Here is a 21627-nt window from a genome sequence, read left to right as displayed (position 1 = left end):
AAATAATACTGAGAAGAGGAACAAAACTATGTCAAAACTTACCCATGCTTTACTAATCGGTGGCGTCGCGATTGGCGGTCTTACATCGACAGCCAGCTTTGCCGAAAAATGGCACATGCCGACCCCGTACGGTGATGGTAATTTGCCGACTCAAATTGCCTACGACTTTGCCAAAGAAATCAAAGACAACACCAAGGGTGAGCTGGATATTACCGTTCACTCTGGTGGTGCTTTGGTTAAACACACAGAGATCCCTCGTTCTATTAAATCTGGACAAGTGCAAATTGGCGAGGTCTTCTTAGGTATTTTAGGCAATGAAAATCCTATTTATAAACACGATAACATTCCTTTTTTAGCGACGTCGTTTGAAGACGCCAAGAAACTATGGGAAGCCGCAAAACCGGCTGTTTCACAACAATTGGATAAAGACGGCATGATGCTGCTTTATACGGTCGCCTGGCCAGCACAAAGCCTTTACAGCAAAGATCCCGTGACCAGCCTTGCCGACTTGAAAGGTCAAAAAATGCGTGCCTACAGCCCGTCTACCTCACGTCTAGCCGATTTAATGGGCACAACGCCAACGACCATTCAAGTGCCTGATATCCCTCAAGCAATGAGCACTGGGATTATCCAAGCCATGATCACGTCGCCATCGACGGGGGTGGATAGCCAAGCATGGGATTATGTAAACAATTACACAGACATCAAAGCATGGATTCCTAAAAACATCATCGTCGTAAACAAACGCGCTTTCCGTCGTTTGGATAAAGCCACTCAGCAAGTCGTACTGGATGCGGCGAAAAACGCGGAAGCGGCAGGCTGGACAAAAGTGGCCGCGCGTGCAGAAAAAGACAAGGCAACCTTAGTGGAAAATGGTATGACCGTATCGGATCCATCACCACAACTAGTTGAAGAACTCAAAGCCATAGGCAAAACAATGACGGAAGAATGGAAAGCCGAAGCACCAAAAGAGATTGGTGAAATCCTGACCCGTTACCAAAACTAAGTCTCTATAACGAACCCCACCCTAGCCCTCCCCTTCAAAGACATAAGGGGAGGGAACAAACCCGCTCACTCATCTCCCTGTTAAGGGGGAGGCTAGGTGGGGGTTCTCTCATTGCTTCTCAAAAAAGTGAACATTATGAGCCAATTCAAAGAAAAGCTTTACCAATGCTCTGGCCTACTGTCTGGTTTGTGTATCGTTATTATTACCTTGCTGTTATTAGCACAAATCATCGGTCGTTTATTTGGTTTTATTGTCCCTTCTGCGGAGGATTTCGCCGGTTATGCACTGGCGGCGTCGACCTTTCTTGGGTTGGCTTACACCTTTCGTGAAGGCGGTCACATCCGCGTGACCTTATTAATACAGCGATTTTCCTCCACCCCACGCAAGATACAAGAAGGCATTATTTTGACCTTATCCTTCGTGCTGCTGTGCTATTTGTCCTACGCCTGCGGTTACATGGTGTACGAATCCTATATTTACAATGAGGTCTCCTATGGCTATATCCCTATCCCGCTGTGGATTCCTCAAATCCCTGTTGCTCTAGGCGTCATAGCCCTGACCTTGGCCATTTTAGATGCCTTAGTCATGCTTATCCGAGGCAAAAAACCCACTTACAGTGAACACGAAGACGCTCTGTCGTTGGAGGAAATCTAATGGACATGATGTGGATCTCTATTTTATTGGCGTTCGCCATGCTTGCGCTTTTGTCACTGGGCGTTTGGGTCTCTTTTACCCTTATCGCCATCGGTGGTTTAGGGTTAATTCTGTCTGAAAATTATCAAGTGGATTTACTGTTCGCTACCTCTAGCTGGGGCGCGAGCACCGCATGGTCACTGACCGCTTTACCGCTGTTTATTTGGATGGGCGAAGTGCTGTTTCGTACGCGCTTGTCCGAAGATTTGTTCAAAGGTTTGTCACCTTGGTTAGGTGGTGTACCCGGAAAATTACTGCATGTGAATATTCTCAGCTGTGGCATTTTTGCAGCGGTGTCTGGATCTTCTGCGGCCACCGCCGCCACTATTGGGCGCATGACGTTACCAGAGCTTCGCAAACAAGGTTACAGCGACCGTATGGCCATCGGCACCTTAGCAGGCTCGGGCACTTTAGGTCTGCTGATTCCGCCATCGATTATTTTGATTGTTTATGGTGTGGCAGCAGAAGTCTCTATTGCGCGTTTATTCATTGCAGGGGCGTTACCTGGTCTGTTGTTAGTGTCTCTGTTTATGGGCTTTACCATGATTTGGGGCTATGTACACAAAGACGAATTGCCGAAAACAACAGGGCATGAGACCAGCTGGTCAGCGCGCGTCAAAGGCTTGCGCAAACTCTTGCCGGTAGTCGGTTTAATCGGTTTCGTATTAGGCTCCATTTACGGCGGTATCACGACACCAACCGAAGCCGCCGCCATTGGCGTTACCGGTGCGCTGGTTCTGGCCGCTTGTACCGGATCTCTTAGCCGCCACAGCTTTATGGACAGTTTATTAGGGGCCGTCAAAAGCTCTTGTATGATTGGCTTCATCCTAGTTGGCGCGCATTTTTTAACACTCGCGATGGGCTTTTTAGGCATCCCTAAAGCGTTAGCATTGTGGATTTCCGGCATGTCGTTATCGCCGATGGAATTGATCTTATACCTGACCGTTTTGTTTGTGATTTTAGGCTGCTTTTTAGATGGCATTTCTGTCGTAGTCCTCACTGTGGCGGTCATCTTACCCATGGTACAAGCGGCTAATATTGATCTGTTATGGTTTGGTATTTTCATCGTATTGGTGGTTGAAATGTCACAAATCACCCCGCCCGTTGGCTTCAATCTTTTTGTGATTCAGGCACTGACAGGGAAAAATATTTTATATGTCGCCAAAGCCGCACTGCCTTTCTTTTTACTCATCGGTCTGGCTATTCTGTTGATCAGTATCTTTCCTGAAATAGTCACTTACTTACCAACGACCATGTCCCAAAACTAGGCCAGAAAAAGGAGTTACTCATGAAATTAAATTGCGATATGGGCGAGGCGTTCGGCGCTTGGAAAATGGGCCTAGACGATAAAATCATGCCTTTTGTTGATCAAGCAAACATCGCCTGCGGCTTTCATGCATCGGATCCACTGACCATGGCAAAAACGGTTGCTTTAGCAAAACAACACAATGTCACGATTGGTGCGCACCCAGCCTACCCTGATTTAGTCGGTTTTGGCCGTCGCAATATGGACATCGCGCCAACGGAACTTAAAGCCATTATTCAGTACCAAATTGGCGCGTTAAAAGGCATCTGCGATAGCCAAAATACCCAAGTCGATTACGTCAAGCCACACGGAGCTTTGTACAACACCATGATGGCGGACTTTTCGGTGTTAGAGACCGTTATGCAAGCGGTGAGCGAGCTAGATGCCACCTTGCCCCTGATGGTCATGGCGGTGCCAGAAGCCCCTGAAATAAAAAAAATGGCAAAGAAATACGGTCTAAGCGTTTGGTTCGAAGCCTTCTCTGACCGTTTATACACAGACGAAGGTCGACTTACGCCACGCAAAGAGCCCAATGCGGTTCACGCCAGTTTTGATTTGATCGAAAAACAAGTCGAGCAATTATGTGAAACAGGCATTCTAACAACGGCGTCAGGTAAACAGATTGCAATCCATGCAGATACCATTTGTGTCCACGGTGATGGTGCTCATGCACTGGAAGCTGTCACCCGTATTCGCTCTTTAGTGGATCGCTTAAGCCTGTCTCAACCCACCAAAGCAAACGTGAAATAACGCATGAAACGTGACGATTTTCCACACATAGACATGGTCAGTAATCAGGCCTGCTTGTTAACCTTTAGTCAGGTGATCAGTGAAGCAACGTCTAACTACATTGCTCAAGTGACACAGCATTTGGCAAAGCTATCGGGCATTGTGGATTTGGTGCCCTCTTACACCACCTTGTTAGTCGTGTTTGATGACGATCATTACGACCGCTTTGCGATGTTTAAAACCATTCGCCAAACCATCGACGTCATTGACCCCAACGATTTCTCAATCAAAGATCAGCGTGAAGTGGTGATTCCCGTGTATTACGGCAAGGAAGTTGGGCCAGATATCGAAAACGTTGCCAACCATTGCAAGCTGAGTATCGACGAAGTGATTAAGCGCCACCACGAGACGACCTATCGCGCCTACGCCATTGGTTTTACACCAGGATTTGCCTTCTTAGGCAATACGCCAGATGAACTTCATGTCCCCAGAAAGACCACGCCACGTCTAAAGGTTCCGGTTGGCAGCGTCGCCTTGGCTGAAAACCAAACCGCCGTTTATCCCAGCGTAACACCTGGTGGATGGCAAATTATTGGCCGTACGCCTATCAATTTAATTGATTGGGGCAGCAAAAACCTCGCCCTGATTGCCATGGGCGATTCCGTGCGATTCGAGCCTATTTCTAGAGATGAGTTCTTGGTACAAGGAGGTCAACTCGATGGCTTTTAAAGTAATCAAACCCGGTTTATTGGCGCTGATTCAAGACTTGGGCCGCCACGGTCATCAGTCTATTGGACTCACCACCGGCGGCCCAATGGATGAAGTCGCCTTCCGTTGGGGCAATGCGTTACTCGACAACGACAGCAATAGTGCACAGATCGAAATCACCTTTGGTATGTTCACACTGGAAGCCCAAGCGGCAACCAGTATTGCCATCACGGGTGCGGATCTTGCGGCGACGCTGAATGATAAAAGCATCACGCCTTGGCAGACCTATGCCATCAAAAAAGGCGATGTGTTGGCGTTCCACCAGCCCGTTTGGGGCTTACGCGCTTATCTTGCGGTAAAAGGCGGTTTCCTTTGTGAACCGACGCTAGGCAGTGTTGCGACGGTAATGCGTGAAAAGATTGGCGGTTTAAACGGCAAAGGCGACAAGCTGCAAAAAGGCGACCTGTTAGCCTATCAAGCGTACCATGATCATCAGCAAAGCTCGGTCCCACGCTTGGCGATCCCCCATTATGGCAACAAAGAAATCCCTGTCATTTTGGGGTATCAATATCAATCCTTTTCTGCTTTAGAGCGAGCCAACTTTTTTTCCAGTGACTACAAGGTGTCATCAAACTCTGACCGTATGGGTTATCGGCTAGAAGGCCAAGCCGTGCACAGTGACTTGAAAGGCATTATCTCCGAAGGCATTGCTTACGGCGCGATTCAGATCCCCAAAGACGGTCAGCCTATTGTATTGCTGCAGGACAGACAAACCATCGGTGGCTATCCGAAAGTGGGCTGTGTCACACGCGTTGGCGGCAGTATTCTTGCACAGCAAAAACCGGGCGATATTATTCAATTTACGCCCATTACGGTGGACCAAGCCGAACGAGAACGTCATTTGCAAATGGCTCGTCTCGCTCAGTGGCGTTAACCTTTCTATAACATGACCTAAAAATCTCCTCTTTCATCACAAAAGAGGAGATTTAGGCAACAAAACATTCTCCCTACCAAGGGTAGAAGTCTTCCCTTATGAAAAGAGTATTAGTGAAGTAAAACTATAGAAGCTAAATGTACCTATAGTTAAAAAGGTAAACCTAAGTTGCTCAATTCGGTTATCAGCATCGGCTTTAGCTTTGATTGGATTCCGAGCGCTGCCGCAGCGCTGTCTTTCATTGCATTAATTATGGTTTGGTTAAATCACCGTAAACCTAACAATATCACTAAAGATAATCTAGAAGAAAAGTCTGTTTAAAATGCTATAGCGGAAAAGAGGTGCTGAGCGTGCCTCTTTTTTTTATGCTATAACTTCAAGTGTAGTATGAGTGAGTAATTCGCTCCCAGACTTAAACCAATGTAATGGATGTACAGTTTGACCACATTAAAAAGTAAATTCCTAAAACTCAATCGGCTTATTTTATTTTTGGCCTTAACCGCTACCACCTTAACCTTCATTAACAGCTTTTATTCGAACTACGAGGTGCAGAAAGGGCAATTGATTCTGCAGACAATAGAAGTGAATAGGGCTTATGCCAGTAAGCTGTCTGATACGACAGAAGTGTTCATTACTTCTTCCAAGCAGCAACTTGTTTATGCGGCAAACTCACTGTTTGACAAAATGAACAATGAAGAACGCTTAAAGGAAGAGGCCAATAGGCTTAAATTCCAAACTGATAGTTTTAATTCTGTGGTCATTAGTGATGCAAATGGTTTGACTCAAGCTGCTTCACCAGAAACGCTAGATTTAGTCGGAAGACGGCTTACCTCTGCCGGTAGTTTAGAAGCTATTGAGGAAAAAACGCTACTTATTAGTCGTCCATATCTTTCTACTCTAAAGAATTTGATTGTTTTTCTTTCTGCTCCTGTGTTTGATTTTCAAGGAAATTATTTAGGTTTTCTCGGTGGGTCTATCTATTTAAAAAGCCCTAACATTTTGAGCGAGATATTGGGTGAACATAATTACAAAAATGGTTCTTATATCTATGTGATAGACCAAGACAAACAGGTCCTTTATCACCCTGAAAAAGATCGAATTGGTTCATTTGTCGCCGAAAATGATGGTATTGATGAAATTGTCGCCAAAAAAGAAGGAGGGTTGTTACTGACCAACAGTAGAGGGATTGATATGTTGGCAGGTTTCTCAACTATTCCTAGTACTGGCTGGATTGTCGTTACACAGAGTCCTTTAGAGTCTACATTAGTACCTTTAACAGGCATTATGGAAAAAGTTATTTTACGCACTTTACCCATGGCTTTAGCCGTTTTTCTATTTATTTGGCTATTTGCCCGAGCCATTTCTCGACCTCTTCAGCAGTTAGCTGATAGAGCGAGATCACTTGATAGTCCAACTGTGCATGAAGACATAGAAAGTATCGACTCTTGGTACGTGGAAAGTTTAGGTCTTAAAAAAGCCATGTTGAATGGTGTAAAGCTTATCCATAATCAGATTGGGGAGCTTAAGCGAGACGCCGAAACCGACCCATTGACTGGTGCAAATAACCGCAGAGCTTTTGAGTTTCAACTAAAGCAGTTAGCCTTACTTGAAATGCCTTTTTCAATTTTAGCCTTGGATATTGATTATTTTAAGCGTATCAATGATAGCTATGGTCATAGTGTGGGCGATGATGTTCTTAAACAGCAAACGCAAATATTGAACCGGTTTTGTAGAGATGGTGACATGGTCGCCAGAACTGGCGGTGAAGAATTTGTGTTGTTATTGAAGCAAACTTCTTCAGAGGATGCTTTTATAATAGCAGAGCGGTTACGTGTCGCAATTTCTGATGAAACATTTGACGTCGTTGGAAACATTACGGTTTCAATTGGTATTTCAACGTGGTCAATATCAGACGGTATTAGCATAGAGAAAACGCTTTCATTAGCGGATAAAGCACTTTATCAGGCTAAAGAACAAGGCAGAAATCGCTGTATTATCGCATGATCTAAACGGTATTGAATTTTTAGGAAGAGGGTGTTTATGGTAATTCATAGACACCCTTTTTTTATCTCATCTCAAATACCAGTTTAGTAGATATACAATCAGCTCTAAACGTGATCAATAGGTTTGATTTGAGGCGGTAGATCAGTTTTTCCAAGGGCTCTATGAACATCTCGCTCAATGATTCGAACCATCGAATCGGGTTGGTAAGTCATTTACATCATTGCCAAACGGATCTTCTAATTCATTGCCAATTGCATCTAATCCAAAGAACGTATAGCTGACTATTGTCGTAACCAGTACAAATCAAGACAATTTCAACACACAACCCACCATGCTATTTTCGAAAACTCACCTACACTTAAATCCGTTACAAAGAATATAAATAAGCACTCCGAGCATTAGTGCCTTCCTAGGGAGTAAAGCAATATTATGATTCGCTTACGCCAAATCATTGCCCCTTTTTTGGCTGGCATGATGACTCTATGTAGCTCAATCCACGGCCATTCAGCTCAAACGATAACGCTGGGAATGAGCAGTGCTTTTTCAGGGGACAATGCGTCGATGGGAGAAGACTTTCGTGCTGGCGCACAGGCAGGGTTTGCAAGCTTTCATGAAAAAACAGGACACACTATCGAGCTGATTTCCTTGGATGACGCTTACGATCCAAGACAAGCTGCGCCCAACACCAGACACCTTATTACAGAAGAAAAAGTCACCGCCTTATTCGGTAACATAGGCACGCCAACTGTGGCCGTCAGTGCACCTATCGCAACAGAAAGTAAAACGCTGCTTTTTGCCCCCGTTTCTGGGTCTTCCCTGATTCGTCCGACCACGCCAGACAGATACATTATTAATTATCGAGCAAGCTATGAAGAAGAAATAACCACTGTCTTCGACGCTTTGGTGAAGGAGCATTCTTTAAATGAGGAGGATATCGCCTTATTTAATCAACAAGATATGTTTAGCAGTTCGGGGAAAAGTTATCTCGATGGCTTGATGAAAAAACATGGTATTCGACATGAAAAAGGCCTATTTCAAATGGAATACTCTCGCAATACCCTAGCCGTCGAGCACGCTGTTGCAGACTTATTGATACGTCATCCCACACCCAAAGTGATTTTTATTGTGGGGAGCGCCGCGCCCAGTGCAAAATTCATTCGCCTGACACGCCAATATGGCTTAGATCCTTTGTTTATTGGCATTTCTTTTATGGGAAGTCGTTTATTTATTGAAGAGCTGCAAGATGTCCCAGCAAAGATAATCATTTCACAGGTTGTGCCGCATGTTGAAGAAAAAAACCTACCCATTGTCGTCAATTTTCATCAAGACATGGCTCGATTTTCACCACAAAGCCCGTTAACCCCACTCAGCCTCGAAGGCTATATTGCCGCTAAAATATTCACTAAAGCGCTGCCAGAAACCTTGCCTGTTAGCCGTGAAGCCATCATTAATTTGCTCGAATCACTCGGCCAGTTCGATATTGGCCTTGGTGTACCGCTAAGCTTATCTTTAGAAGATCATCAAGCCAGCCACTCGGTATGGCTAACGCAGTTAAAAGACGGTAAATTGATCCCTATTCCCGTCGCAACCGTTCCAAAACTCTACTTTAGTGACATGATGAATACAGAAACAGCAGGAAAAGCACAATGAAGACATGGATCACCTGGCCACACGCAAGCATCAGATCTTTAGTGTGGCTTCTGACCTTCGTCGCTTTGACGATGACCATAGCCTTCACCATCATGTTATCAACCGCATTAACGGACTTAAAAGACACCTACTACAAAACGCGTACCTCCCAAGATGAATTACTCTTCGCCTCAGCGGAATTACGAGAGCTATTACCGGCCCATCAATACCGTCTTCGCCAAGCGCTAAAGGAAAACTCTGAAGCCATCTATCCACCAGAAACGCAAGTTAAGCGTATTGATAATGCCATCAAATCACTGAATCAATCAGATAACAGAGATCCAGAGTTAAAAAACCTGTCTCTGGCACTGAATAAGAACTTTACGCAAATACTACAGCTGACTGTCGACACGCAAGTCTGGAATCAACAACGCAATACATTTAAACAAAATTACCTCGCCACGGTTTCTTATAAAAAGAATACCTTAACCGCGTTAGAAAACATTCGTGATCGATTGAATAATTTAGAAGGACGCATGCGTCTCGATGAAGCGGTTATTTTATATCGTTTTAACAACAGTGCAGAAAACACCAAAAATACACTTGCACTAAAATACATGGAATTGAGTAATAAACGAATCAATTACCAGATGCAGCAAATTCTCCTGAGCCTGTCGGATTTAAGAGTGCTCATTAATTTCATGCTCACAGAAGCCAACAAAGACAACCTCATCGACATTAAAGACAATGGTATAAAGCCATTATTAGAACGCTTGAATGCGCTTCCTGAACAACTCAATCAGGACGCTAATGATTCGTCTCAAGAACTTGCCCAGCTGACTAAACTGTTGGCGCATAGCCTCTTTGGCGAAAACTTTTACGTCAATCAACAGCGCGGAACTATCGTGCCTTCTGGCTTGAGTCTTTACCAAATGCGCATCAATGAGTTACAACTTGAAGCGGACCGAACTCTTTTAGAACAGCGTTTTTACACCGCCTTCCAAGACCTACCTAAGATGCTAGATTCAATTGGCGAAAAAGTACAAAAGCAATCAGAAAAAATAAATAATACCGTTGAAAGCCGTCTCAACGATTTTGCCAAAAAAATGACCACCACAGCATTTATTGGCATTATGTTACTGTTAGCCTTATCTTGGTTAGTGTCTCGACGGGTCGACAAACAACTGTCCGATTTAGTCGACAGCGAAAACCGTTTCCGATCCATGTTTGAACTGTCTCCCGATCCAGTATGGATCTTATCAGGACATCGCATTGTGGAATGCAATAAAGCGGCTTTTGAACAACTTGGGTTCGACACAGAAGACGCCATCAAACACAAAACCATGGACGAGCTAAGCCCACTTCGCCAAGGCAATGATAAGCGCTCTTCTGACACCTTGGAAACCATTCTAGAACGCGTCGAAAAACACGGCTATCATCGCTTCGAATGGCTATTTACCGATGCCAATCAACAGCCATTAATTGCTGAAATCACCATGGCAAGTATCGCTATTTCAAACCACCCAGCCACCTTGTGCACTTGGCACAACATACGCCAACGTAAACTGGTTGAAAACGCCTTAATCGCCCACCAAGAACAGCTTGAAGTAGAAGTCAAAAGCCGTACACATGAACTGGAAATCGCCAAAGACGAAGCCGTGCAGGCCAATCGAGCCAAAAGTGACTTCCTAGCCAACATGAGTCATGAAATTAGAACACCAATGAACGCCATTATTGGCATGTCCCATTTAGCCTTATTAACTGACCTAAATGACAAACAACGAGGCTATATTGAGAAAGTCAGCCACTCTGCCAATTCATTACTCGGTATTATTAATGACATCCTCGACTTTTCAAAAATCGAAGCGGGTATGCTCAACATCGAAAAAATTGACTTCAAAGTAGACGATGTATTTAACGATGTGGCCAGTATTTTATCCTTAAGAGCCGAAGAAAAGTCCCTTGAGTTATTATTCGATCTTGCGCCTAACTTGCCGACCAACTTAACGGGTGATCCGATGCGTTTACGGCAAATCTTGCTTAATTTAGGCAACAATGCCATCAAATTCACCCAGCAAGGGGAAGTCATCATTGCGGCCCATTTGCTCAAACAACATGCGGATGGCTTGCTGTTACATTTCAGCGTCAAAGATACTGGCATTGGCATTACAGAAGAACAACAATCGCGCCTATTTCAATCGTTCTCACAGGCCGACTCATCGACGACACGGAAGTTTGGTGGAACGGGGCTTGGGTTGGCCATTTCTAAAAAAATCACCGACTTAATGGGCGGCAGCATTTGGGTGGAAAGCAAAATACATCAAGGCAGTATTTTTCACCTTACTTTACCTTTTGAATCCAGCCAATCCACTTCTCACAATCTCCCGAGCTTATCCATAAAACACCGTGTATTGATTGTGGATGATAACGACTCTGCACGAGAGATTTTACACAATATCATCCATAACTTTGGGCTCAGAGTCACCTCAGTGAATAGCGGTGAAGATGCGCTTAGTATTATAAAAGCCAATAAAACACTCGACCCATTCTCACTCGTACTGGTTGATTGGCAAATGCCTGACATGGACGGCGTCGAAACCTGTCGAGCGCTCCATGCGCAATGCCAAGAGGAAGAGGGTTTCCCTACTGTGCTCATGGTGACAGCGTACAGCCTAGAAGAAGCCAGACGAGCCAGCCAAGATGTTAATATTGCCGGTTTTCTAACCAAGCCTGTCACGCCTTCCTCCTTGTTCGACGCCATGGTGCAAGCGCTACACTTGGATCACATAGCGCCCATCAAGCATACCTTGATATCCCAAATAGACACTCGAACACTGGCCGGAGCGCGCATCTTACTGGTTGAAGACAACCTGCTTAACCAAGAACTGGCACAAGAACTATTAATGGGACATGGGCTCATCGTAGAGACCGCCAATAATGGCCAAGAAGCATTGGATAAACTTGAGCAACACACTTACGACGGTGTGTTAATGGATTGTCAAATGCCCGTCATGGATGGTTATACGGCCACTCGAATCATCCGGAAAAATCCGAAATACAGTGATTTGCCCATTATTTCCATGACAGCCAATGCGTTGGCAGGTGATAAAGAAAAAGTCATCGAAAGCGGCATGAATGACCATATTTCCAAGCCGATTCAGGTTCACTATATGTTTGATACGTTAAAGAAATGGATCAAACCTAGCCAACCTGTGGATACGATTATTCATCTACAACCGACCTCTTACAAAAAGGCATTAAGTACAGAAGATCAACAAGACTTAGAGCAATTGATTGGTGTTGACGTGGCAACAGGGCTCGCGGTTACCCAACATGATGTCGCTTTCCTGTGGCGTCTTCTATTGCGTTTTTATGATACTCAGCAAAACTTTGTTGAGCAATTCAAACGCTTAATGCAACAAACAGATACGCGAGAGGACGGACTGCGTTTGCTACACACATTAAAAGGCAATGCTGGTAACATAGGCATGCTTGATTTAATGAACAAAGCCGCCGAGCTAGAAAAGGCATGCCAGCTTCCCGACGCGGACTTTTCAAATGCGCTGAGCGAATTAGAAAATGAGCTATGGCGTGTTCTCCCGCCAATAAAAGCGCAAAAAGAGAAACAAAAAGAGACATTAACACCCGCAAAAGTAACACAACAACCGGTGTCCACTGACTATTATCAAACACTAATAGCGAAACTGTATGATCTTTTATCACAGGATAAATTGGACGCAGACATTGTTGCCGTTGAATTAGAAGCGATACTAGAAGGGACAGATAAAAGTCACCTTATTCACGCCATCCGTCAAGCCATCACACGTTATGACTTTGAAACGGCCATGGATAAACTCAACATCTTAATGACCGATCCACATTCATGATTGATAACCACGTTATGCTAGAACAAAGCCCGCTTAAACCTACGATTCTAATCGTAGACGACACGCCCGATAATATTGATGTATTGGCAGCGACGTTACGCAACGATTATGACCTTAAAGTAGCGACCAATGGCAAAAAAGCCCTTCAGATCGCCCAAAGCGTTCCTAAGCCAGAGATGATCTTATTGGACGTGATGATGCCTGAAATGGATGGTTATGAGGTCTGCCGCCAATTAAAAGCTAACCCCATTACCTCCGATATTCCCGTCTTGTTTGTTACAGCGAAAGCCAACGCCTGCGATGAAGAACAAGGTTTTGCGCTGGGGGCGGTTGACTATATTACCAAACCGATTAGCCCTCCTCGGGTCAAAGCCAGAGTTCGTACTCATATTGCCTTGTACAATCAAAATCGGCAGCTACAAGAGAAGGTCAAAGAACGCACTCAGTCATTAGAACGTAATCGCCTGCGTATTATTCATCACCTTGGTCGAGCGGTGGAATACAAAGACAATGAAACGGGAGCCCACGTGATTCGCATGAGTCACTATTCTAGGCTACTCGCTGAAGCCTATGGCGGTAATAGTGAATGGATAGATATGTTGTTCAATGCCGCCCCTATGCACGATGTTGGGAAAATAGGTATTTCCGATGCCATTCTATTGAAACCAGGAAAGCTCAACCCAGACGAATGGGAAATCATGAAACAACACACCTTATTTGGTGCCAAAATTTTAGGTGATTGCGACGACGATCCAATGTTAAAAATGGCCGAAGTCATTGCATTAACCCATCATGAAAAATGGGACGGCACAGGCTATCCTTATGGTTTATCGGGTGACAAGATTCCTCTAGAAGGCCGTATTGTCGCCATTGCGGATGTGCTGGATGCCTTACTATCAAAACGCCCCTATAAAGAAGCATGGCCACTGACAGACGCCATTCGCTACATGGAGGAAAACAAAGGCAAACATTTTGATCCGCAACTCATTACATACCTCCCTCAGATCATTTCTGAAATAGAAAAAATTCGAGCTGCTTATCCTGATTAACAACACAACCGATAGTTTTTGACAATCATAACTTTAGTTATTAACAATTTTATCTATTTTATGTTTTTCCCTAATATGAGTCTCGTTGGTAACGAACTTAAACACATTAGGAGAAACACAATGATCAACACGCAAATCAAACCATTCAATGCAACAGCTTTTAAAAACGGCGAATTCGTAGAAATTTCTGAAAAAGATGTATTAGGCAAATGGGCTGTATTCTTCTTCTACCCAGCTGACTTCACTTTCGTTTGCCCAACGGAATTAGGTGACGTGGCAGACAACTACGCTGAGCTTCAATCTCGCGGTGTTGAAGTATTCTCTGTTTCTACAGACACTCACTTCACTCACAAAGCATGGCATGCCAGCTCTGAAACGATCGGCAAAATCCAGTACTATATGGTTGGCGATCAAACAGGCAACATCACGAACAACTTCGGCGTAATGCGCGAAGGTCAAGGTCTTGCTGACCGTGCGACTTTCTTGATCGATCCACAAGGCACTATCCAAGCAATGGAAATCACAGCAGAAGGTATTGGCCGCGACGCTCAAGACCTACTTCGCAAAGTAAAAGCAGCACAATACGTTGCCGCTCACCCAGGTGAAGTTTGCCCAGCGAAATGGAAAGAAGGCGAAGCAACATTGACTCCTTCTCTAGACCTAGTTGGCAAAATCTAAGCTAACTGCTGTGTAGACAGTCGTTGTGACTCTTTCTTCTGAAAGAGTCACTCTTCTCTCACCACGCTAAAGCACTTAAACACAGCTATTCAACACAGTAAATCAATCAAACACACAGGTTTCATCATCATGTTAGAAGCAAACTTAAAACAGCAGTTGGGCACATACCTGCAAAATATCGTTAATCCGATTGAAATTACTGTGTCCACAAATGGTTCAGCAAAATCACAAGAATTACTCGAACTGGCTCGTGAAATCACCGAGCTAAAAAGCGACAAAATCACCCTAACGGTGGATGAAAACGCATCAGGTCGTGCACCGCAAATGGCCATCGCGCCAAAAGGCGAAGCAGCACGTGTGCGTTTTGCAGGCATCCCAATGGGTCACGAATTTACCTCTCTTGTGCTAGCACTATTGCAAGCAGGTGGTCATCCATCCAAAGCAGCACAAGATACGATAGAGCAAATTAAGTCTCTAGACGCTGAATTGAATTTTGAGGTGTACATTTCCCTCTCTTGCCACAACTGTCCAGACGTGGTGCAAGCGGTCAACCTAATGGCCGTGTTAAATCCTAAGATTACAGCCACCATGATCGACGGTGCGTTATTCCAAGACGAAGTGAATAGTCGCAACATCATGGCCGTACCTTCTGTGTACCTAAATGGCGAATTATTTGGTCAAGGCCGTATGACTTTGGCGGAAATTGTTAACAAAGTGGACACTGGTGCCGCGAAAAAACAAGCCGCTGCTTTAGCGGAAAAAGCCCCTTATGACATGCTTGTGGTAGGTGGTGGCCCAGCGGGCGCCGCAGCCGCTATTTACGCCGCTCGTAAAGGCATCCGTACCGGTGTGGTCGCAGAACGTTTTGGTGGACAAGTCGCCGACACCATGGCGATTGAGAACTTTATTTCCATGAAAGCCACAGATGGTCCAAAACTGGTCACAGGCTTAGAACAACACGTGCTCGATTACGACGTGGACTTGATGAAAACGCAAAAAGCCGTTCGTTTAGAGAAAAAAGAATTCATCGAAGTCGAATTGGAAAACGGTGCAATACTAAAAAGTAAATCTGTCGTGCTTGCCACAGGCGCACGCTGGAGAGAAATGAACGTACCGGGTGAACAAGAATACCGTGGTAAAGGTGTGGCTTACTGCCCGCACTGCGATGGTCCCTTGTTCAAAGGCAAGAAAACCGCGGTGATTGGTGGGGGCAACTCAGGTATTGAAGCCGCAATCGACCTTGCTGGTCTGGTTGAGCATGTTACCGTTTTAGAGTTCAGTGATACCTTACGTGCTGACGATGTATTGGTGAAAAAAGCCAACTCCTTGCCGAACGTCACTATTATTAAAAACGCCATGACCACGGAAGTAATGGGCGATGGACAACGTGTTATTGGCCTTAAGTACACTGATCGCCTAACTGACGAGTCACACCTTGTTGACGTTGCAGGGATCTTCGTACAAATCGGTTTGGTACCAAACAGTGAGTTTTTAAAGGACACATTGCAATTAACAAACAGAGGCGAAATCGTGATCAACGCCCATGGTGAGACGTCTATTCCAGGTGTCTTCGCAGCGGGTGACGTCACAACAGCGCCATACAAACAGATCATCATCTCCATGGGATCTGGCGCGACAGCGGCTCTTGGTGCGTTTGATTACTTGATTCGTAACTAGGCAACGGGGATAACCTGTCTTCAGCAACACCCGAACCAACCGCCCTCTGGCTTAGCGAGAGGGCGGTTTTTTTATCTCAAAATGCTATTGGCAAGTCAGAAACAAACTTCCCGCCTCGCTCCACGCGCAAGCGCGTAAAGCCGCTCGGCGTGAGTTTGTTTCTACTTGATTTACAGTTAAGCCAACTTATGACTTACTAAACCTTTCCCTTTCTAATAAATCAATAACGATTACTTCTAGCTCGTGAATTCTAGGATGGTATTCAGCGATACTCAGCCAATAGGTTTTAAGCGCTGCTGAAAGCTCGCTCAAATTGACTAATGTACCGTCAATACGCCATTGCTTTGTTGGTTCTATATCTTGCGCAACTAATAGAAAGACACCACAACTAGCACCTTCCTGTCGAAGATAATCGCCCGCAAGCTGATTCCTTAATCGTTCACATAAATCTGGGCCTGACCACGCTTTATCTAATAGCTTCAACTCAACTGGAACAGGAGATTGTACACTTGTATTATGAAGCCAAATATCCATGCGTTGGCCATTTGCAAGTTCAGACTCTTGGGCTGTTGTGTATTGACCATGGCTGTTTTGGTTCAGCCAGCCAGCGATCAAAGTTCGCATTTCTGTTTCGCCCTCGGTTCTTTTCCAAGTTCGCCATGGGCTGTCATTTCCGCGCTCTAACCAATTTTTTAAATCGTTTAGTCGGTTAACCGTATGATCAAAAAGTTGGCGATGTGTTGCAGGTGTTACTGTCTGATTTTTATCAAACTGACTAAACTGATCTACCGTCCAGAGCTCTAAATCACCATCCGCCATTGCTCTTTTATAGGCTTGTTGAGCCATCCTTTTTCGATACTCAGGCTCGGGGTGTTCTTTAATCAGTTGTTTGATAGATGCATAACTAGCAAAACCAGCCATATTACATAGAAGAGAAAACAATGCGCTCCGAGCGCTTTGTGCATCATCTCTCAACTCTGGAGAATACACTCCGCCGTCAGCGCGGTTTATATCCTCTTTGGAAGGAATGTATTTATGCATGAGGACATAGAGCCTTTTCAAATGCTCTGGCGTCTTGAAGTAACCTACGTTAGGCACACTGAATGACCTATGGCTTTCACCAACAAGCGCGGTAACAAAAACTTGTGCAGCTCGACTGACTCGCTCGTGATCAAGCCCTGCTAACCATTGTTCAAGCTGAGGAATGCCATTCACTGGATCACAATCTACTAAAAAAGCAAACCAGCAAGCAACACTATCTAAATCGTTACTTTGATCTATTTCTTGTTTTGCAATATTTACAAGGCGTGCAGCATCACTATTCCCAGAAACTAGAAGATGGATACAATCTCTTCGATTCTTCGGATTTAATGTATTTGGGTTGACTTCTAACCACTCTAAAAGGGGATTAGCAATATCTTCATGTAACCAAGGTGCGCCGAAAACAAGTGAACTCAATATACGGTAATTCAAATCTAGCTCTGCGTTTTCTAGCTCCCAAATAAGTTCTTGGGTAACCGCTTTTGTAACCAATGAAGGGAATGCTCGGTACATGCTCTCAAACCAACTAGGAAAGCCATTTATCTCCCACGTGATATAGCGCAACGCATGATGTACTTCTGGTTCATCTAAGTGATATGGAAACTCTGAATGTTCAGACGCTTCAATTTCCAAACCAGCCAGAGCAAGTAGAAGCGAGTATGGGCATGAACTATTTCTCATCCCACTTTCTGATTGTAATGACGGAGTGTAAACTCTCCACAGTTTCATCAATGCATCACGATAAGAAAGAGCAACTTCGTAGCCAAAATCAGGAATTAATTTCACCCAGGCTGAGCCACTACTTCGGTTTACTACTGAATTTTCATTATTAATTTCATTTAGTATCCAGCAAAAGTCATTCGCCACTTCACCAAAATATAAGTGTATAGAGTTACGCAAACGATCAGGGTTATTTTTCAAACCATCTATCCAAGCATCACGGGACGTTTTTTTATGTTCTTTTATAATATCGAATTTTCGCCTACGCTTCTCATTCTCCTCTCCGTGTTTTTTCTCCCAATCTGATATTGGAGGATCAATCAACATATCTAACTTATTAGTCAAAATGGCACTATGCTCTGCGCTTGCTTTTAGCTTCGCTAGCATATCCGATGGCTTGTCGTGTCTGCTGTAAAAGCGAAAGGCAGTGCTAAGCGCAATAGACTGATCATTTTCTAATGCTCGGCAACGTACAAATGAAAGCAGTCTTTGAAAACTCTCAACTGTTTCAAATGCCCATAAATGACCTTGCCAAGAAATAGAAGAATCGGAGGTCAAGGGTTCGCTTTTAGGATCTGAAAGTAGCTTTATTTTTTCCTGTTCAATACAAGCCCAATAAAGCAGATCATTCAATTCACTCCAGCAAGGTATCAACTCGTCTAAGTTACTTTCATAATCATCATAGTACTCTCCACCCCACGACTTATATGCAGGCAACATCATTAGGATGGAAACACTTTCATCGGAAAGTGAAAATGGATGTTTGAGCTCAACTAGACGCTCAACAGCATGAACAGCGATACTTAGAAGCCAAGAATTAGCCTCTGAGATTTGACATTCTCTTTTTTCAACGTATGGAGAAGTGTTCAAATAATCCAACAAACCAATAATAAACGCCTGAAAAATAAGAGCGTTTCCAATAATTGGCATTCGACCAATAAAATGATGAAGTGACCGTCTCAATCCATTGGCTTCAAAACGTTCGTTCGGAGATAACTGCAATCTGCCAAGCGAAAGTAGAATATTCTGAATATTCTCACTGGTTGGCTCAGCCTCTTCGACTATCTCTCTTAGCATTGAACGTGGGAGTTTGTCTTCGCTTTGGTTGAGCTCTCGCCATAAAGATTGTATTTGCTCATCAGTACTGCATGTCATGACCGCCCGAGCAGAGGTAATTCGAGCATAAATTCCTCGGATAGGGTCAAGAGCGATTTCCAGCAAAGGCGCAACGCAATCGGTCATTTTTCCTTGCCAAGCCAATCGAGCAAGAAAGAAAATAGCGTCATCATTTTCCTTGTATTGATCGATAAGTTGTAAGGTATCGTTTGTCAGAGCTGCATCTGCAATTCTTGCAATTGCGCTGTTATCTCTTACAGTGCCGTTATTTTCATCGTCGACAATTCGACGAATAATATTCTTCAGAATAGTTTGCCTTATTGGTAAAGGCAGTTTAGATGGATCACCACCTTCAATAGCAATTTCAGGATCAATACCTAACACGACATTCCTAATGCCATCATCCCACAATATTAACCAAGGCAAGATAGATCGTAGCCTTGGCCTAATGATTGTCTCGCCATATTGTTCGCCAATAAATAAACGCTCTATAGATAAACGACTATCGCCATTAGCTATCAGATGAGCAAACCACTTTGCTGCGAGCAGCTCTCTAATATCTCGATGCCGAAAACGAACCGCTCCGTAAATAACATCGCTAAAAACACCTCGCTCCAACAGGGCATTCACATCATTAGGATGCCAATCAGACAGTACAGCTTTTGCATCTATTCCAAATTTGTCGGGCGAGGCATCAGGAATATTGATACTTGATTGGCCGCTCATGACGACAGCGGCAGCCAAACGCTGCGCCCCCTTATGAGCTTGCTCTAAATTTAACGGCTGACGTTGTGCTCTATCTATATTATGTTCATCGTTCAACTGCTCATTTATACTGTGTTCTAGTAGATCTAGACGGCTACCAAGTTTTTTATCCTTTCTCCATTTCGATAAAATACTATCTAAATCAAGAGGCCGTTGAGCCAAACTCCAAATGCTCGCTCTATCAATTTCCCTTAAAAGTTCATCGATGTCATTCACAGACCTTTTTTCACAGAAACAGCGGATTCTTTCCTTATCTAAAGGACTCATTCTGTATACAGTCAAAGCACTTTGAGGTTGAGTGAGATTATCTTCTGTATTGTCATCCTCATGTTTCTTTGCAGCTAAAAATAAATGTCTATTCAGCAACTCTCGATCCGCTTCTGGCCTCCAAGAGTAAGGGCGACTGGAAATATAAAGGTGCGCTCTATGAGCACCTATTCTGATACCTTTAGCGAATCGCTTTAAGGCAAATTCAAAAGCTCTGGGGGTGTCTAACCTTGCTTCATCGACCGAATCCAAAAAGAACCAAGCTTCTTCTGTCGATTCTAGCCAAGCATTAAATTCACCTTCTGTTCCAACCTCAAAAGCGTCATAAAAATCTTGCTCGATTTCTTCAATACGAATAAAAAAAGATGGTCTGCCCTGTTCCGATAAAGCTTTAGCTCTATTGAGTAATTCCTCCGTCTTGCCAGCGCCCGCTTCAGCTAAAATGACACAGCGATACTCACTCTCTAAATCAACCCAAGTTTTTAGCGCTGAATGACCTAAAGAAAAGAGTAGCTCATTATTTTCTAGATCCTCTTGGTCTTCCGAAATAATTGAAAATTGACGATCTAATGGAATGTACTTTTCTTTAGTCATAGACGATAAGTTCACTTCACCAACAAAAAAAACAAAGGGGTTTCATACAGTTACTAGCTTTAACAATAGCGCTAACGCGTTAAGGCTCCAAGCTGAATTTCTTCCGTCTAAACAACAGCGTTAAAAACAGCTATACAAGTTCGTACCAATTATGGTACAAAACAATTTATGAATAACATAAAACACAAGAAAGTGTCTGTTCGCTTTTTCCGAACTGCGTCGGGAGGTGAACCTGTCAGGGAATGGTTATTGTCTCTTACAAAAGAGGATAGAAGCGCCATAGGACAGGATATCAAAACAGCAGAATATGGTTGGCCTGTCGGTATGCCCATATGTCGTTCTATGGGTGATGGGCTGTGGGAGGTGCGAACCAATTTGGAAGGTGGGCGTATTGCAAGGGTATTATTTTTCTTTAGAAACAACGAATTGATTTTACTGAATGGCTTTATGAAAAAAAACCAAAAGACACCTAAATCTGAATTAGATTTAGGTAGAAAACGAAAACGTGAGGCTGAAAATGACTAACAAACACATTGGTTCTTCCTTTGATGAGTTCCTTCAAGAGGAAGGAATCTTAGCTGAAACCAACGCTGTGGCTATAAAACGAGTGGTAGCTTGGCAGATTCAGCAAAAGATTGAAAACGAACATTTATCCAAAACAAAAATGGCGAAGTTGATGAAAACAAGTCGCTCTGGATTGGATAGACTTTTGGATCCAAACAATACGTCTGTCACGCTGCATACCTTGGATAACGCCGCGAAAGTGTTAGGTAAAAAGCTAAAATTAGAGCTGGTCTGAAAAGCCAATACAAGCCTCAATTCGT

At 44.0% G+C, this 21627-nt stretch carries 17 protein-coding genes; 15 read left to right on the top strand and 2 right to left on the bottom strand.

All coding sequences use genetic code 11. The annotated features are described in order from the left end of the window. The first annotated feature begins 28 nt into the window (after positions 1-28). From DKT73_RS04045 to DKT73_RS04015, 8 genes are all read left to right on the top strand, one after another. On the top strand, positions 29-1006 hold the full coding sequence (locus DKT73_RS04045; protein ID WP_111637306.1) for a TRAP transporter substrate-binding protein: 978 nt from the start codon (positions 29-31) through the stop codon (positions 1004-1006). Between the two features lie 135 nt (positions 1007-1141). Continuing rightward, positions 1142-1660, top strand: coding sequence for a TRAP transporter small permease (locus DKT73_RS04040; protein WP_111637305.1), 519 nt, complete (start codon positions 1142-1144; stop codon positions 1658-1660). Continuing rightward, positions 1660-2967, top strand: a complete 1308-nt coding sequence (locus tag DKT73_RS04035; RefSeq protein WP_111637304.1) for a TRAP transporter large permease — start codon at positions 1660-1662, stop codon at positions 2965-2967. The genes DKT73_RS04040 and DKT73_RS04035 overlap by 1 nt, the downstream gene beginning before the upstream one ends. A 20-nt stretch (positions 2968-2987) precedes the next feature. Next, positions 2988-3755, top strand: a complete 768-nt coding sequence (locus tag DKT73_RS04030) for a 5-oxoprolinase subunit PxpA (protein WP_111637303.1) — start codon at positions 2988-2990, stop codon at positions 3753-3755. Positions 3756-3758: 3 nt separating this feature from the next. Continuing rightward, on the top strand, positions 3759-4463 hold the full coding sequence (gene pxpB, locus DKT73_RS04025) for a 5-oxoprolinase subunit PxpB (protein WP_111637302.1): 705 nt from the start codon (positions 3759-3761) through the stop codon (positions 4461-4463). Further along, positions 4453-5376 carry a 5-oxoprolinase subunit C family protein gene (locus tag DKT73_RS04020; protein ID WP_111637301.1) on the top strand — a complete coding sequence of 308 codons (924 nt, stop codon included), beginning with the start codon at positions 4453-4455 and terminating at the stop codon, positions 5374-5376. Before pxpB ends, DKT73_RS04020 begins: the two co-directional genes overlap by 11 nt. A gap of 168 nt (positions 5377-5544) precedes the next feature. After that, a complete protein-coding gene (locus DKT73_RS20005) occupies positions 5545-5697 on the top strand; it encodes a hypothetical protein (protein WP_157959147.1) in 153 nt (50 codons plus the stop codon). A 117-nt stretch (positions 5698-5814) separates the two neighbouring features. Then, positions 5815-7380 carry a sensor domain-containing diguanylate cyclase gene (locus DKT73_RS04015; RefSeq protein WP_198666535.1) on the top strand — a complete coding sequence of 522 codons (1566 nt, stop codon included), beginning with the start codon at positions 5815-5817 and terminating at the stop codon, positions 7378-7380. 174 nt (positions 7381-7554) lie between these two features. Here DKT73_RS04015 and DKT73_RS20470 read toward each other — a convergent pair whose 3' ends face one another. After that, the gene (locus DKT73_RS20470; protein WP_456298944.1) at positions 7555-7665 is read right to left on the bottom strand and encodes a hypothetical protein; all 111 of its coding nucleotides are present in this window, start codon (positions 7663-7665) and stop codon (positions 7555-7557) included. 144 nt (positions 7666-7809) lie between these two features. Here DKT73_RS20470 and DKT73_RS04005 point away from each other — a divergent pair, with 144 nt between their 5' ends. The 5 genes from DKT73_RS04005 (at position 7810) to ahpF (ending at position 16300) form a co-directional block, all read left to right on the top strand. Further along, on the top strand, positions 7810-9030 hold the full coding sequence (locus DKT73_RS04005) for an ABC transporter substrate-binding protein (protein ID WP_111637299.1): 1221 nt from the start codon (positions 7810-7812) through the stop codon (positions 9028-9030). After that, on the top strand, positions 9027-12896 hold the full coding sequence (locus DKT73_RS04000; RefSeq protein ID WP_111637298.1) for a hybrid sensor histidine kinase/response regulator: 3870 nt from the start codon (positions 9027-9029) through the stop codon (positions 12894-12896). Before DKT73_RS04005 ends, DKT73_RS04000 begins: the two co-directional genes overlap by 4 nt. Further along, positions 12893-13945, top strand: a complete 1053-nt coding sequence (locus DKT73_RS03995) for a response regulator (RefSeq protein ID WP_198666534.1) — start codon at positions 12893-12895, stop codon at positions 13943-13945. Before DKT73_RS04000 ends, DKT73_RS03995 begins: the two co-directional genes overlap by 4 nt. 120 nt (positions 13946-14065) lie before the next feature. Next, positions 14066-14623 (top strand): alkyl hydroperoxide reductase subunit C, encoded by a 558-nt coding sequence (gene ahpC, locus DKT73_RS03990; RefSeq protein WP_011978188.1) that lies wholly within the window; start codon positions 14066-14068, stop codon positions 14621-14623. 129 nt (positions 14624-14752) lie between these two features. Continuing rightward, positions 14753-16300 (top strand): alkyl hydroperoxide reductase subunit F, encoded by a 1548-nt coding sequence (gene ahpF / locus DKT73_RS03985; RefSeq protein ID WP_111637297.1) that lies wholly within the window; start codon positions 14753-14755, stop codon positions 16298-16300. 186 nt (positions 16301-16486) lie between these two features. Here ahpF and DKT73_RS03980 read toward each other — a convergent pair whose 3' ends face one another. Then, complete coding sequence (locus tag DKT73_RS03980; protein WP_111637296.1) at positions 16487-20803, bottom strand: NACHT domain-containing antiphage protein HyoA; 4317 nt, start codon at positions 20801-20803, stop codon at positions 16487-16489. 249 nt (positions 20804-21052) lie between these two features. On the opposite strand from DKT73_RS03980, the gene DKT73_RS03975 reads away from it, so the two are divergent. Together DKT73_RS03975 and DKT73_RS03970 are read left to right on the top strand one after the other, a co-directional pair. Beyond that, positions 21053-21328, top strand: coding sequence for a type II toxin-antitoxin system RelE/ParE family toxin (locus DKT73_RS03975; protein ID WP_232827777.1), 276 nt, complete (start codon positions 21053-21055; stop codon positions 21326-21328). Beyond that, the gene (locus DKT73_RS03970) at positions 21321-21602 is read left to right on the top strand and encodes an XRE family transcriptional regulator (protein ID WP_111637294.1); all 282 of its coding nucleotides are present in this window, start codon (positions 21321-21323) and stop codon (positions 21600-21602) included. Before DKT73_RS03975 ends, DKT73_RS03970 begins: the two co-directional genes overlap by 8 nt. The last annotated feature ends 25 nt before the right edge of the window (positions 21603-21627 follow it).

The organism is Marinomonas shanghaiensis (genome assembly GCF_003259175.1).
Taxonomy (GTDB): domain Bacteria; phylum Pseudomonadota; class Gammaproteobacteria; order Pseudomonadales; family Marinomonadaceae; genus Marinomonas; species Marinomonas shanghaiensis.
The sequence above is the reverse complement of the archived record's forward strand: the minus strand, read 5'-3'. Positions and strand labels throughout refer to the sequence as shown.

Bases quoted from the DNA above. Each gene is read 5' to 3' on its own strand.
- DKT73_RS04045 (WP_111637306.1), top strand. From the start codon at position 29: ATGTCAAAACTTACCCATGCTTTACTAATCGGTGGCGTCGCGATTGGC.
- DKT73_RS04040 (WP_111637305.1), top strand. From the start codon at position 1,142: ATGAGCCAATTCAAAGAAAAGCTTTACCAATGCTCTGGCCTACTGTCT.
- DKT73_RS04035 (WP_111637304.1), top strand. From the start codon at position 1,660: ATGGACATGATGTGGATCTCTATTTTATTGGCGTTCGCCATGCTTGCG.
- DKT73_RS04030 (WP_111637303.1), top strand. From the start codon at position 2,988: ATGAAATTAAATTGCGATATGGGCGAGGCGTTCGGCGCTTGGAAAATG.
- pxpB (WP_111637302.1), top strand. From the start codon at position 3,759: ATGAAACGTGACGATTTTCCACACATAGACATGGTCAGTAATCAGGCC.
- DKT73_RS04020 (WP_111637301.1), top strand. From the start codon at position 4,453: ATGGCTTTTAAAGTAATCAAACCCGGTTTATTGGCGCTGATTCAAGAC.
- DKT73_RS04005 (WP_111637299.1), top strand. From the start codon at position 7,810: ATGATTCGCTTACGCCAAATCATTGCCCCTTTTTTGGCTGGCATGATG.
- DKT73_RS04000 (WP_111637298.1), top strand. From the start codon at position 9,027: ATGAAGACATGGATCACCTGGCCACACGCAAGCATCAGATCTTTAGTG.
- DKT73_RS03995 (WP_198666534.1), top strand. From the start codon at position 12,893: ATGATTGATAACCACGTTATGCTAGAACAAAGCCCGCTTAAACCTACG.
- ahpC (WP_011978188.1), top strand. From the start codon at position 14,066: ATGATCAACACGCAAATCAAACCATTCAATGCAACAGCTTTTAAAAAC.
- ahpF (WP_111637297.1), top strand. From the start codon at position 14,753: ATGTTAGAAGCAAACTTAAAACAGCAGTTGGGCACATACCTGCAAAAT.
- DKT73_RS03980 (WP_111637296.1), bottom strand. From the start codon at position 20,803: ATGACTAAAGAAAAGTACATTCCATTAGATCGTCAATTTTCAATTATT.
- DKT73_RS03970 (WP_111637294.1), top strand. From the start codon at position 21,321: ATGACTAACAAACACATTGGTTCTTCCTTTGATGAGTTCCTTCAAGAG.